This is a genomic window from Flavobacterium sp. UBA7680 (assembly GCF_002482975.1).
Classification (GTDB): Bacteria; Bacteroidota; Bacteroidia; order Flavobacteriales; family Flavobacteriaceae; genus Flavobacterium.
This window is the reverse complement of the sequence record NZ_DLHA01000018.1, coordinates 23518-36468: the sequence shown is the minus strand read 5'-3', so window position 1 is coordinate 36468 and position 12951 is coordinate 23518. Positions and strand designations below refer to the sequence as shown.

General features: G+C 34.4%; 12 protein-coding genes. 6 read left to right on the top strand and 6 right to left on the bottom strand.

The window, feature by feature from the left end; translation table 11 throughout:
• Positions 1-62 precede the first annotated feature (62 nt).
• The gene (locus B3C18_RS04440) at positions 63-473 is read right to left on the bottom strand and encodes a group III truncated hemoglobin (RefSeq protein WP_053470525.1); all 411 of its coding nucleotides are present in this window, start codon (positions 471-473) and stop codon (positions 63-65) included.
• 384 nt (positions 474-857) lie between these two features.
• Here B3C18_RS04440 and B3C18_RS04435 point away from each other — a divergent pair, with 384 nt between their 5' ends.
• The gene (locus tag B3C18_RS04435; RefSeq protein ID WP_291143038.1) at positions 858-3260 is read left to right on the top strand and encodes an RICIN domain-containing protein; all 2403 of its coding nucleotides are present in this window, start codon (positions 858-860) and stop codon (positions 3258-3260) included.
• Between the two features lie 79 nt (positions 3261-3339).
• Here the strand turns inward: B3C18_RS04435 and ilvA are convergent, their stop codons facing one another.
• From ilvA to B3C18_RS04415, 4 genes are all read right to left on the bottom strand, one after another.
• Positions 3340-4584 (bottom strand): threonine ammonia-lyase IlvA, encoded by a 1245-nt coding sequence (ilvA, locus tag B3C18_RS04430; protein WP_291143036.1) that lies wholly within the window; start codon positions 4582-4584, stop codon positions 3340-3342.
• Between the two features lie 342 nt (positions 4585-4926).
• A complete protein-coding gene (locus tag B3C18_RS04425; RefSeq protein WP_291143034.1) occupies positions 4927-5463 on the bottom strand; it encodes a DUF4136 domain-containing protein in 537 nt (178 codons plus the stop codon).
• 155 nt (positions 5464-5618) lie between these two features.
• Entirely contained in the window at positions 5619-7595 is a 1977-nt protein-coding gene (locus B3C18_RS04420) for a urocanate hydratase (protein ID WP_291143032.1), read from the bottom strand.
• A gap of 310 nt (positions 7596-7905) precedes the next feature.
• Positions 7906-8097, bottom strand: a complete 192-nt coding sequence (locus tag B3C18_RS04415; RefSeq protein WP_053470521.1) for a DUF5522 domain-containing protein — start codon at positions 8095-8097, stop codon at positions 7906-7908.
• A 117-nt stretch (positions 8098-8214) separates the two neighbouring features.
• Here B3C18_RS04415 and B3C18_RS04410 point away from each other — a divergent pair, with 117 nt between their 5' ends.
• Genes B3C18_RS04410 through hemL form a run of 5 tightly spaced genes read left to right on the top strand, consistent with a single transcriptional unit; the run spans position 8215 to position 11946 of the window.
• Positions 8215-8550 (top strand): hypothetical protein, encoded by a 336-nt coding sequence (locus B3C18_RS04410; RefSeq protein WP_291143025.1) that lies wholly within the window; start codon positions 8215-8217, stop codon positions 8548-8550.
• Positions 8547-9455: a 1-aminocyclopropane-1-carboxylate deaminase/D-cysteine desulfhydrase gene (locus B3C18_RS04405; protein WP_291143022.1), complete on the top strand. Its 909-nt coding sequence runs from the start codon at positions 8547-8549 to the stop codon at positions 9453-9455. The genes B3C18_RS04410 and B3C18_RS04405 overlap by 4 nt, the downstream gene beginning before the upstream one ends.
• Positions 9448-10341: a glucosaminidase domain-containing protein gene (locus B3C18_RS04400; protein WP_291143019.1), complete on the top strand. Its 894-nt coding sequence runs from the start codon at positions 9448-9450 to the stop codon at positions 10339-10341. The genes B3C18_RS04405 and B3C18_RS04400 overlap by 8 nt, the downstream gene beginning before the upstream one ends.
• Positions 10342-10368: 27 nt before the next feature.
• On the top strand, positions 10369-10620 hold the full coding sequence (locus B3C18_RS04395) for a hypothetical protein (protein ID WP_291143016.1): 252 nt from the start codon (positions 10369-10371) through the stop codon (positions 10618-10620).
• Positions 10621-10659: 39 nt separating this feature from the next.
• Positions 10660-11946 (top strand): glutamate-1-semialdehyde 2,1-aminomutase, encoded by a 1287-nt coding sequence (hemL, locus tag B3C18_RS04390; protein WP_291143013.1) that lies wholly within the window; start codon positions 10660-10662, stop codon positions 11944-11946.
• Positions 11947-12122: 176 nt separating this feature from the next.
• On the opposite strand, the gene B3C18_RS04385 is transcribed toward hemL, so the two are convergent.
• Complete coding sequence (locus B3C18_RS04385) at positions 12123-12863, bottom strand: hypothetical protein (protein WP_291143010.1); 741 nt, start codon at positions 12861-12863, stop codon at positions 12123-12125.
• Between the last annotated feature and the right edge of the window lie 88 nt (positions 12864-12951).

The window sequence follows — 12951 nt, the reverse complement described above, 5'->3', positions numbered from 1 at the left end:
CTTTTGGGTCAATCAAATTTATCTAATTTAAAATAGTATCCAAATTTAATTTGTCAGCTATTTTAAGATTTACCCGATGAATTTCGTAACTCATTTTCGGCATTTCTAAAATACTCAATTTTGTGATTGAACATAAAGGCCATATTTGTGGCACGCATTTTAGCCTCTTCGGTAATTACTCCTGCAAATTGTGCATCGATTGTAGTATTGAAAATCTGAATCCAGCGGTCAAAATGAGTTTTGTCAACAGGCAATTGTTTGTGCGGAGGAAAAGGCGTTCCTGAATAAGCGCGAACATCAAATAAAATAGTCTGCCAAAAACCATACATTTTTTGCAAATGCGGTTCCCAGCGATCTTGTAATTTATCATTGAAAATAGGACCAATAAGATCGTCTTTTCTAACATTATCATAAAAGCTGTTCACCATTTGTTTAATATCTTCTATGGTCGAAATATCTTTAAGCGTTTCCATGTTTTCTAATAAAATTGAAATGCAAAAATACGATATAACTTCAGGTTCGATCCATGATATTTGTCATTTATGAAATAATTATAAGTTGCATTTTGGAATCAAAAACCATAATTAAACTGCTGATTTTAAAAGTTTTGTAAATGCTGAAATTTAAATGTAAGTTTTTTATGGTTTTTAATATTTTAAATAATTGATAATTAATTATTTATAAAAAATAAAGATGTGTTTTTGTTAAGGTAATATTTACAAATGATGTGTATTTGTAAAGTTGCAATTATAACGATTTCGTGAAAATTGATATATTTTTGAATCGTTTTAATAAAAATAATCATAATAAAATGAGAAAAATTTAACTATCAACAAACCACAAAAACCACAAAAAAGATGCACAAAATTACTCAAAAACCTACAAACCGAGTAAGAGCTTTTATGACACAAGTCATTATTATAATGCTTTTATTTATTACCAAAACAAATGCACAGACGGTTACACCTTTCATAACATCAGGTGATCAAACGAGATTATTACAACAGCAGGCAACTGTAAGTTTCGGAACAAACTCAGGAACAAATCCTTCTACAGTTACTGTAAATACAGGTACAACGTATCAAACAATGGACGGCTTTGGTTACACTCTTACCGAAGGAAGTGCCGAAGTAATCAGCGGAATGGCGGCAACACAGCAAAACCAATTACTGAATGATTTGTACAATCCTAATACAGGATTAAACGCAAGTGTAATTCGTATTAGTATTGCAGCTTCAGATTTAAGTAACTCTTCCTATAGTTATAACGAAACTTCCGGAGATACTAATATGAATAACTTTAGTTTAAACGGACCGGATTTAACGTATCTGATTCCGATTATCAAAAAAATTCAACTGATAAATCCAAACATTAAAATTTTGGCAACACCTTGGTCAGCACCACGCTGGATGAAAACCAATGGATCTTGGGTTGGCGGAAGTCTGCAGACACAATATTATGCTGCTTATGCAAGATATTTTGTAAAATACATTGCTGCAATGCAGGCACAGGGAATTCCGATTTGGGGAATCACACCGCAAAACGAACCAGAAAATCCAAACAACGAACCAAGTATGCTGATGAATTCTACAGAACAAAAGAATTTCATCAATCAACAACTTGGACCTCAAATGGCTGCGGCTGGATACGGAGGCGTTAAAATTATTGCTTTTGATCACAATTGCGATAATACAGCTTATCCAATTGATGTTTTAAACAACAGCAGTTATGTTGACGGAGCGGCGTTTCACTTGTATTTAGGAAATATCTCAGCGATGTCAACTGTAAAAACGCAAACAAACAAAAATGTTTATTTTACGGAACAATACACAGGTTCTGGTGGAAGCTTTGCCGGAGATTTTGGCTGGCACATGCAAAACGTTGTTATTGGAAGTACAAACAACTGGTCGAAAACTGTTTTAGAATGGAATGCTGCAAACAATTCAAGTTTAGGACCACGAACTCCGGGGGGATGTAATACTTGTTTAGGAGCTATAACAGTAAATAATAGTACGAGTTATACTAAAAATGTAGCTTTTTATATTATTGGTCAAATCTCTAAATACGTGAAACCGGGCGCAGTAAGAATTGGTTCTTCAAGTACAAACGGCAGTATTTTATCAGTAGGATTCAAAAACCCTGATGGCTCAACTGCACTTGTAATTTACAATTCAGGAGGATCAAATACGATAAAAGTAGTTTCAGGATCATCGGCATTTAATTACACAGTTCCGGGATCATCTGCAGTTACTTTTACTTGGGGAACAGCAAATCCGGTTGCTGTAACGGGAGTAAGTGTGAACCCAACTTCTGCAACAATTACAGCAGGACAAACACAACAATTAACAGCGACAGTTTCGCCAAGTAATGCTACAAATACAGCAGTAAACTGGAGTTCAAGCAACAATTCTGTAGCAACCGTAAATTCAAACGGATTAGTTACGGCAGTTGCTGCAGGAAATGCTACAATTACAGTTACAACGGTAGACGGAGCTAAAATAGCAACAAGTGCGATTACGGTAAATGCTTCAACAACTGGATTTCCGGGATATTATAATATTATTTCAAGAAACAGTAATAAAGGTTTAGATGTTGCCGATAATTCAACAACAAGCGGAGGAAGAATTCAGCAGTATGATGTTACTGGCGGAGGAGGAAGCAACCAAAGATGGAAATTTGTTTCTGCGGGAAGCGGAAATTATTACATCATTGTAAAATCAACCAGCATGTATTTGGCAGTTGAAAATAATGGAACAGCAAATGGACTGAAAGTACAGCAAAAATCTTTCTCATCTTCTAATGAATTCAAATGGACTGTTAATAATCTTGGTGGAGGATATTATAGTATTATCAACGTAAACAGCAATAAAGCTCTGGATGTTGAAAATGTTTCTACAGCAAATGGAGCTAATATTCAGGTTTGGGATTATACAGGCGGATTGAATCAGCAATGGCAGTTTGTTCAGGTTGAATCGACAGCAAAAAAAGCTTTGACAATAACGGAAGAAGCTGAAAGCACAAACGATATGGCAATTTTCATTAATTCGGCAAACGATTATTTAAAAATTGATACCAATCATGAAGGAAGTGCCGATGTAGCAATATTTAATATTGCGGGACAAAGCATCTTAAAAAAGAATGTAAACTTTGTAAAAGGAAATCAGGCAGAAATCGAAATTTCTAGACTTCCAAAAGGAGTTTATGTAGTAAGAGTAACCGATAGTCAGGGATCTTATTCTAAAAAAGTATTAAAGAAATAATTACAAATCGAGAATTCAATTAGTAATTTTATATTGATGTTTAAAAGGCTGTCTAATTTTTAGGCAGCCTTTTATTTTTTTATCCAATTAGTTGTGTAAACAAATCCTGATTATCGTTTAAATATTGAAATTCAAATCCGTATTGTGTCATTTTCATTTTAATAGGCAGAATGTCTTTTTTCTTTTTCAATTCTAAACCAACAATAACAGAACCAACTTCACGGCTGTTTTTCTTAGCAAACTGAAAATAAGTAATATCATCATCCGGTCCTAAAATATTATTTACAAATTCTTTTAAAGCTCCGGGACGCTGCGGAAACTGAATCATGAAATAGTGCATTAAACCTTCGTAAAGTAACGAACGTTCTTTTATTTCAGCCGTTCTTTCAATATCATTATTACTTCCGCTCACAACGCAGACTACATTTTTACCTTTAATTTTATCTTTGTAAAAATCCAAAGCTGCAATTGTCAACGCACCCGCAGGTTCAACAACCATGGCTTCTTCATTGTACAATCGTAAAATGGTCGTGCAGACTTTTCCTTCGGGAACCAAAATAATATCTTCCAGATTATAACGGCAGATTTCAAAAGTTTTATCGCCCACTTGTTTTACAGCCGCGCCATCAACAAATTTGTCTATTGTTTTCAGTGCTGTATTTTTATTTTCTTCAATGGAAGTTTTCATCGAAGGAGCGCCTTTTGGCTCAACGCCGATAATTTTAGTATTCGGACTTAAATGCCTGAAAACTTCCGATAAACCAGAAGCAAGTCCGCCGCCGCCAATCGGAACAAAAACATAATCGATTGGTTTTGTATAACTTTCTAAAATTTCAAGTCCAACAGTTCCTTGTCCGGCAATAACTTTTTCATCATCAAAAGGATGAATAAAGGTTTTATGGTTTTTAATTGCATCTGCCGTTGCCGAAGCATAAGCATCATCAAAAGTATCTCCGGTTAAAACAATTTCTACAAATGATTTTCCAAACAATTGTACTTGTTTTACCTTTTGTTTTGGAGTTGTTTTTGGCATGTAAATTTTGCCTTTTATATGCAGCAGATTACAGGAATAAGCAACGCCCTGCGCATGATTTCCTGCACTGGCACAAACAATTCCGTTTGCTTTTTCTTTATCATTTAACGTAGAAATCTTGTTGTAAGCGCCTCTAATTTTATACGAACGAACAATTTGTAAATCTTCTCTTTTTAATAAAATAGTAGATTTAAACTCGTCTGAAAGATTTAAATTTTGGGTAAGGGGCGTCGCGGCAACTACATTTTCGAGTTGCTTTTTTGCGTTAAGTACTTCGTTAAATAAACTCATAATTTGGTTGTTTTTTTGCCACGAATTGCACGAATTTGCACTAATTTTTATTATCCCAAAGAAAAATAATTCGTGGAAATTCGTGTAATTCGTGGCGATTTTTAATTATTCTTTTAAAATAAAAAACCTCCCGATGTGGGAGGTTTTTATAAATTATATTTTACTTATTTATATAACACCTCGCCATCATTGCTGAATTGCAATAATGCTGATAATCGCGATAATAATGTTATTAAAGTTTTTCATTTTTAACTGATAGAGTAACAAATGTACTTATTTTTTTCGAAGTAATAAACAGCGGTTTTGTAAAAAAACTGAATACTAAATACTGAAAACTGAATACTATTTTTTAACAGGCGGATATTGAGCTAAAATTTTATTTACGAACTCAGCAATTTTTTCGTCTTTTTTATCGACGTTTTTAGTCAAAGTTCCTAAACCTTCACCTTGCCAGATCATTTCTTTCTTTTTAGCATCGATTAAATCAATGTACAAAGTTCCTTCTGTAGAAGTCGAAACAGTAGTTTGTCCGCCGTACATCATATAAGGATTCCAACCCCAGCCCCAGCCGTAACCCCAGCCAGCACTAAATTGGTTTACATTTACTTGTTCTCTCGATTTAGTAAAAATGTTTACTAATAAATCAGGATTATCACTTTTTGTGAAACCTTTTGCCGCCATTTCATTATCAATGGCGTGAAGAATACGTCTTATATCCAAATCTGAAATCTCAACTTTGTCAATTCCGGGCTTAAAGAAAGCATAAGTTTTATAAGGCGCAAAATCGACATTTTTGTCGTAATCAGAATAAACAGTAACACTGCTGCAGGATGAAAGTATCAAAAGCAGAAAAATCGGAACTAACTTGAATGTTTTCATATTATTAGAATTAAATGTTCTTGTTCTGGTTGTTTTATCATAAAACAACTTTTACGTTTGTCAGGCTGAGCGGAGTCGAAGCCTTTTTGTTTCTATAAGCCTTCGACTTCGCTCAGGATGACATTATGGTTACTTTAAAATTTCTTTTACAAACGTTAAAGCAAACTTTCGTCAACAATATTAGGTAAAGTTACCTTTAATAAAGGCTCGACTTGCATAGCTCTTTTTATAGCAAAAATAGCTTCGTCATTTCGGGCCCAGCTTCTTCTTGAAATTCCGTTGTTCACATCCCAAAAAAGCATTGATGCTAAACGCTTTGAAGCCTCTTTAGAACCATCAAGAACCATACCAAATCCGCCGTTTATAACCTCTCCCCAGCCAACTCCTCCGCCGTTATGAATCGATACCCAGGTTGCTCCTCTAAAACTGTCTCCAATTACGTTTTGAATCGCCATATCGGCCGTAAAACGAGATCCGTCATAAATGTTTGAAGTCTCTCTATAAGGCGAATCGGTTCCGGAAACGTCATGATGATCGCGTCCTAAAACAACAGCGCCAATTTCACCTTTTGCAATCGCTTGGTTAAAAGCTTCAGCGATTTTAATTCTACCTTCGGCATCAGCATAAAGAATCCTCGCTTGAGAACCTACAACCAATTTATTTTCCTGCGCGCCTTTAATCCATTTAATGTTATCCTGCATTTGCTGCTGAATTTCACTTGGAGAAGTCTTCGCTAATTCTTCTAAAACCTGACTTGCAATAGTATCTGTTTTTTGTAAATCTTCTGGTTTTCCTGATGTACAAACCCATCTAAAAGGCCCAAAACCGTAATCAAAACACATTGGTCCCATAATATCCTGAACATAACTAGAATATTTAAAATCGATATTGTTTGCCGCCATTACATCTGCACCAGCGCGTGAAGCTTCCAATAAAAACGCATTTCCGTAATCAAAAAAGTAAGTTCCTTTTGCCGTATGTTTATTGATTGCAGCTGCGTGACGACGTAATGTTTCCTGAACTTTTTCTTTAAATAATTCTGGATTATTAGCCATCAAATCATTTGCTTCTTCAAAAGAAATCCCAACCGGATAATAACCTCCAGCCCACGGATTATGAAGCGAAGTCTGATCTGAACCTAAATCAATTTTTATATTTTCCTGATCAAAACGTTCCCAAACGTCCACCACATTTCCTAAATAAGCAATCGAAACGGTTTCTTTATTGGCTTTCGCCAAAGCTACTCTGGTAACTAATTCATCTGTAGAAGTTACAACTTCATTAATCCATCCTTGTTCGTGACGGATTTTAGTAATTTTTGGGTTTACTTCGGCACAAACCGTAATACATCCCGCAATATTTCCGGCTTTTGGCTGTGCGCCAGACATTCCGCCAAGACCAGAAGTTACGAATAAACTTCCTTCTGGATTTTGTTTTATTTTTCTAAAACCGTTTAAAACCGTGATTGTAGTTCCGTGTACAATTCCCTGTGGACCAATGTACATATAACTTCCCGCCGTCATTTGTCCGTATTGCGAAACTCCAAGCGCATTCATTTTTTCCCAATCGTCCGGTTTCGAATAATTTGGGATCACCATTCCGTTTGTAACCACAACTCTTGGCGCTTCTTTATGCGAAGGAAATAATCCCATCGGATGTCCAGAATACATCGTTAAAGTCTGCTCGTCTGTCATTTCAGACAAATACTGCATTGTCAATAAATATTGTGCCCAGTTTTGAAAAACAGCTCCGTTTCCGCCATATGTAATCAATTCATGCGGATGCTGCGCCACAGCATAATCCAAATTGTTCTGAATCATGTGCATAATCGCTTTTGCCTGCAATGATTTTCCCGGATATTCGTCAATTGGTCGTGCATACATTCTGTAATCAGGGCGAAGACGATACATATAAATACGTCCGTATTTTTCTAATTCTTCTGAAAATTCAGGAATTAATTCAGCGTGATGTTTTGGATCGAAATAGCGTAAAGCGTTTTTAAGAGCCAGCTTTTTTTCTTCTGCCGAAAGGATTTCTTTTCTTTTCGGAGCGTGATTAATAGCCGGATCGTATGCTGTCTTTTGAGGTAATATATTTGGAATTCCCTGTTTTATTTCTTCTTGAAAAGTCATTTTTTTTGAGATGCTGAGTTGCTAAGGTATTTTAGTTAGATTAACAACAGATTAATTTTTTGTTTTTTTAATTATGTATTCCTTTGAAGTTCAAATGCAACCAACGGTTAATTGATGCAATTGGAATTTGGAATTTATCCCGAGACTTCGGGATTGGAATTTATATTAAAAAACTAGGGATAACGGATATCCGACCTGTGATAAGACTTGTGGATTTTAATCCTGAATTTTCTTGAATGGATATCCATATGATATTTTAGATTGTTGATTTTAGATTTTAGATTGGAATTTGGAATTTGGAATTTGGAATTTAAAATTTGGGATTTGATTTTCTGATTTCGCCTGTTCTTTTATCAAAACCGTACGGACAATGACGACAGCCGCTTTTGCAGCAATAGCCTCTTTTTAAATGATGTTTTTCAGTAAAGCATTTGTAACCTTCGGGTGTATAGTAAAAATCTTCGCCTTCGATTAATTTATTTTCATTACTTTGCTCTTTCATAAATCTGCTTCGCGTTCGTGTTTCGGTAACTTTAAAAATCAAAAATATAAATATTTGATTATGATTTTATTGAAATCGAACAATTTTATAGCTACAAATTTATAAATTTTACAGCCAATGTTTCTGATTGTTGCCAAATATTTAATTCCGAAAGGATATCGCGGAATGGCTGTATTTCCGTTTGTGATTGTAAAATATGGTTTTGATAAAGCAAATACAGTTTTTGTGAATCATGAAAAAATCCATTTAAGACAGCAGTTAGAACTTTTAATAATTCCGTTTTTTGTCTGGTATTTTCTGGAATATTTAATTCGTTTACTTCAATATAAAAATGCAGAATTGGCCTATCGAAATATCAGTTTTGAAAGAGAAGCTTACGCCAAAGAAACCGATTTTACTTATTTAAAAAACCGATCATTTTTTCAGTTTCTACATTACCTTAAATTAAAATGAAACCAGTTTTCAATCAACATATTTCTATCGATTTCCCCAATGATATTTCTTTGACAATAAAACGCGAAGATTTAATTCATCCGTTTGTTTCGGGAAATAAATTCAGAAAATTAAAATACAATTTACTTCAGGCGAAAGCCGAAAACAAAGATACTTTACTGACTTTTGGCGGTGCATTTTCCAATCATATTGCGGCGGTGGCTTTTGCAGGAAAAGAGCAGGGTTTTAAAACTATTGGCATTATTCGCGGTGATGAACTTTTTGATAAAATCGAAGAAAATCCAACGTTAAAATTCGCTCAGGAAAACGGAATGCAATTTGAATTTGTTTCTCGCGAAGAGTATCGTTTAAAAAGTGAAACTTCCTATATAGAAAGACTAAAAGAGAAGTTTGGCGATTTTTATTTAGTTCCCGAAGGTGGAACAAATGAACTCGCCGTAAAAGGCTGCGAAGAAATCTTAACGGATGAAGATTCGGTTTTTAATTACGTTTGCTGCGCTGTTGGAACTGGCGGAACAATTTCGGGATTAATAAATAGTGCTAAGGAAAATCAGAAAATTTTGGGCTTTCCGGCGTTAAAAGGTGACTTTTTAACCGATGAAATTCGTATTTTTGCAAAAAAAGATAACTGGAATTTAATTTCTGACTATCATTTTGGAGGTTATGGCAAGATAAATTTGGAATTAATCGAATTTATCAATGGTTTTTTTGAAGAAACAAAAGTGCCCTTAGATCCAATTTATACGGGAAAGATGGTTTTTGGCGTTATAGATTTAATCAACAAAAATTATTTTCCTGCACATTCAAAAATACTACTCATTCACACCGGCGGATTACAGGGAATTGAAGGAATGAATATAAAGTTGAAGCAGAAAAAATTACCAATACTCAAAAAAAATGATTAAAAAAATTGTACTGCTCTTTACAATACTAGTTTTGGCAAGCTGTTCGTCAAGCAAACCAGCTGTCGCTACGACGAAAAAAACGACGGTTCAAAAGCCAAGAGTAGCGACGACGAAAAAACCAACCTACAGCAAACCAGCAGTTAAAAATTACCCTTCTACAAATAATACAACTGAGGTTATTCAATCTACTTCAAAAACAGTTGTAACCAGCGATTTAATCAATAATTACATTTTGCAATTCAAAGATATTGCAATGGGAAACATGAAAACCTACGGGATTCCTGCTAGTATAATTTTGGCGCAGGGAATTTTAGAATCGGGAGCGGGAAAAGGAGATTTAGCGCTTGAAGCGAATAATCATTTCGGAATTAAATGTCATAAAGACTGGCTGGGTGAAAGTGTTCGTCACGACGATGATTCGGCACAAGAATGTTTTAGAAAATATCCCGAAGCGGCAGAATCATATAGAGATCATGCTTTATTTTTAGTTGGAAAAAATAGATATGCAACTTTATTTACTTACGAAAAAGACGATTATAAATCGTGGGCAAAAGGTTTGCGAGCGGCAGGTTACGCAACAGATCCGAATTATCCCGATAAATTAATCAGCTATATTGAACGTTATAATCTGCATCAATATGATTGTCAAGTAACCGGAAAAAATTATACGCCAATTAGTAAAACAACTGCAAGTCCAACTAAAAATACAACTCCGGTTAAAAGTTCGAATTCAAATTCAAACGATCCTAATTTGTACGAAGTACAGCAAGGAGATACATTATATTCAATTTCAAAAAAATTCAATTTATTAGTTGAGGACTTAAAGCAAAAAAATAATTTAACCGATAATGCAATTTCGATAGGGCAGAGGCTTAAGGTTAAGTAATTATCAATTGTTAGTTGTTAATTATAAATGAAAAAGAAAATCATATTAGGAATTTTTATTTTTGCAACGCTTTTAATCGTTAGACTTTTTTGTGGAGTTTATGTTCATGATGAATTTGCAGGAAAACATTTTTTCATAAAACATCGCCCGACATTGAAATGGACTTTTTTTTCACCGATAGGAATGTCTGATAAAAAAATAGAAGAGCTTTCAAAAGAGGAACAAATAGATCAAAAATATTTCAATGAGTTTGTTTTAGATCAAGGTTTAAGTCGGTAAACTAAATCTAAAATCAAAACTCTAAAATCAAAAATAAGAATGTTATATAAAAGAAGTAGTCAGCTTTTTGCTGAAGCAGAAAAAGTAATTCCAGGAGGAGTAAATTCACCAGTAAGAGCGTTTAAGGCGGTTGGCGGAACTCCAATTTTTGTAAAAAGTGCCAAAGGTGCTTATTTATATGATGAAGATGGGAACAAATTAATAGATTATATTAACTCTTGGGGACCAATGGTTTTGGGACACGCTTATCAGCCGGTTGTTGATGCGGTAATCGAAAAAGCAAAACTGGGAACTTCATTTGGAATGCCAACAGAACTGGAAACAGAAATCGCAGCTTTGGCTGTTTCTATGGTTCCGAATATTGATAAAATTCGATTTGTAAATTCTGGTACAGAAGCTTGTATGAGTGCGATTCGTTTGGCTCGCGGATTTACAAAAAGAGATAAAATTATAAAATTTGCAGGCTGTTACCACGGACATTCTGATTCATTTTTGATTCAGGCGGGAAGTGGCGCTGTAACTTTTGGATCTCCAAATAGTCCAGGCGTTACAGAAGGAACTGCAAAAGATACTTTGTTAGCTAAATACAATGATTTAGAGAATGTAAAAACTCTAATCGAAGCGAATAAAGATGAAATCGCTGCGATAATTATCGAAGCAGTTGCAGGAAATATGGGTTGTATTCCGCCAGCAAAAGGTTTCTTAGAAGGCTTAAGAGAATTGTGTACAGCAAACGGAATCTTATTGATTTTTGATGAGGTTATGACAGGTTTCCGTTTAGCTCGCGGAGGAGTTCAGGAATTGTATAATATCAATGCTGATATTGTAACTTTCGGAAAAGTAATTGGCGGCGGACTTCCGGTTGGAGCTTTTGCTGCACGCGAAGAAATCATGAATTATTTAGCGCCTCTTGGTCCGGTTTATCAGGCAGGAACATTATCTGGAAATCCATTAGCAATGGCGGCAGGTTTAGCAATGTTACAATCGTTGAATAATGATCGTGAAATTTTTACTCGTTTAGAAGAAAAAACAGCTTATTTAGAAGCGGGAATTGATAGAGTTTTAAAAGCAAATAATGTTGTTTTTACAATCAATAGAGTAGGTTCTATGATTTCTGTTCATTTTGATGCCAATCCAGTTACAGATTTCCAAACTGCTGCAAAAGGAGATAATGAAACGTTTAAGAAATTTTTCCACGGATTATTGCAGGAAGGAATTTACATTGCACCATCTGCATACGAAACATGGTTTATTACAGATGCATTAACCTACGAAGATTTAGACTTTACAATTAATGCGATCGACAAAGTTTCGAAAACATTTTAAAATAAAAAGGAGGCTTTAAAAGCCCACAGATAATACAAATTTCACAAATTTTCACAAATTTTCATTTAACCTAGTTTGTGGAATTTATTGCAACAAAAAATTGGTGTCAATTTGTGAAATCCGTGTTTATAAAAACAAAAAAGAGGCTTTAAAAAGCCTCTTTTTTTTGATCTCAATTACATTTTGTCTTTTCGGTGGTCTTTCATTTTGTCTTTATGCTCTTTTTTAATGGCAGTCCATTTTTTATATTGATCTGCATTTAAAATAGATTTCATTTTTTCATCGGCAGCTTTGTGATCTTCTTCCATTTGTTTTTTCATGGCTTTTCTTTCAGCGTCAGTTGGTTTTGCATCAGCATCTTTTCTGCTTTTTTTAAGCATTTCCATTTTTGTACTTCTTTCAGATAAAAGTTCACTTACTTGTTTTTGCTGATCAGCATTTAAGTTTAAATCAGTTGTTAACTTTTGCAAATGTGCCTCATTACGTTCCTGCGGTGTTTTATGATCTTTATGATCTCCTTTTCGGCTGTGGCCTTCATGTTCTTTTTTTAGAGCCGTCCATTTTGTGTATTGATCAGCATTTAAAATCGCTTTCATTTTAGCATCATTTTCTTCTCTTTCGGCAGTAATTTGTTTTTTAAAAGCTTCTCTTTCTGCATCAGTAGGTTTAGTTTTACTGTCTTTTCTTGAATCTCTAAATTTTTCTGCTTTAGCACTTCTTTCAGCCAAAAGCTGTTTTACTTGTTCCTGTTGCTTTTTATCTAAATTCAAATCAGAAGTTAGTTTTTGTAAATGCTTTTCATTACGCTGTTCCGGAGTTAATTTTTCTCTTTGATCGCGTGCTGTTTTCTGATTGATGTCTTGCGCAAAACTTACTATTCCAACGAATAATAAAGCTGCAATAAATAATTTTTTCATTTTCGTCTTTTTTAAAGGTTTATAGCAATTAGACATCAACAGATTTATTAAGTTTAATGAGATTGTCAGATTTATCTTTTAATTAACA

Coding starts and splice junctions, on each gene's coding strand:
- B3C18_RS04440 (WP_053470525.1), bottom strand. CDS start 473: ATGGAAACGCTTAAAGATATTTCGACCATAGAAGATATTAAACAAATG.
- B3C18_RS04435 (WP_291143038.1), top strand. CDS start 858: ATGCACAAAATTACTCAAAAACCTACAAACCGAGTAAGAGCTTTTATG.
- ilvA (WP_291143036.1), bottom strand. CDS start 4,584: ATGAGTTTATTTAACGAAGTACTTAACGCAAAAAAGCAACTCGAAAAT.
- B3C18_RS04425 (WP_291143034.1), bottom strand. CDS start 5,463: ATGAAAACATTCAAGTTAGTTCCGATTTTTCTGCTTTTGATACTTTCA.
- B3C18_RS04420 (WP_291143032.1), bottom strand. CDS start 7,595: ATGACTTTTCAAGAAGAAATAAAACAGGGAATTCCAAATATATTACCT.
- B3C18_RS04415 (WP_053470521.1), bottom strand. CDS start 8,097: ATGAAAGAGCAAAGTAATGAAAATAAATTAATCGAAGGCGAAGATTTT.
- B3C18_RS04410 (WP_291143025.1), top strand. CDS start 8,215: ATGTTTCTGATTGTTGCCAAATATTTAATTCCGAAAGGATATCGCGGA.
- B3C18_RS04405 (WP_291143022.1), top strand. CDS start 8,547: ATGAAACCAGTTTTCAATCAACATATTTCTATCGATTTCCCCAATGAT.
- B3C18_RS04400 (WP_291143019.1), top strand. CDS start 9,448: ATGATTAAAAAAATTGTACTGCTCTTTACAATACTAGTTTTGGCAAGC.
- B3C18_RS04395 (WP_291143016.1), top strand. CDS start 10,369: ATGAAAAAGAAAATCATATTAGGAATTTTTATTTTTGCAACGCTTTTA.
- hemL (WP_291143013.1), top strand. CDS start 10,660: ATGTTATATAAAAGAAGTAGTCAGCTTTTTGCTGAAGCAGAAAAAGTA.
- B3C18_RS04385 (WP_291143010.1), bottom strand. CDS start 12,863: ATGAAAAAATTATTTATTGCAGCTTTATTATTCGTTGGAATAGTAAGT.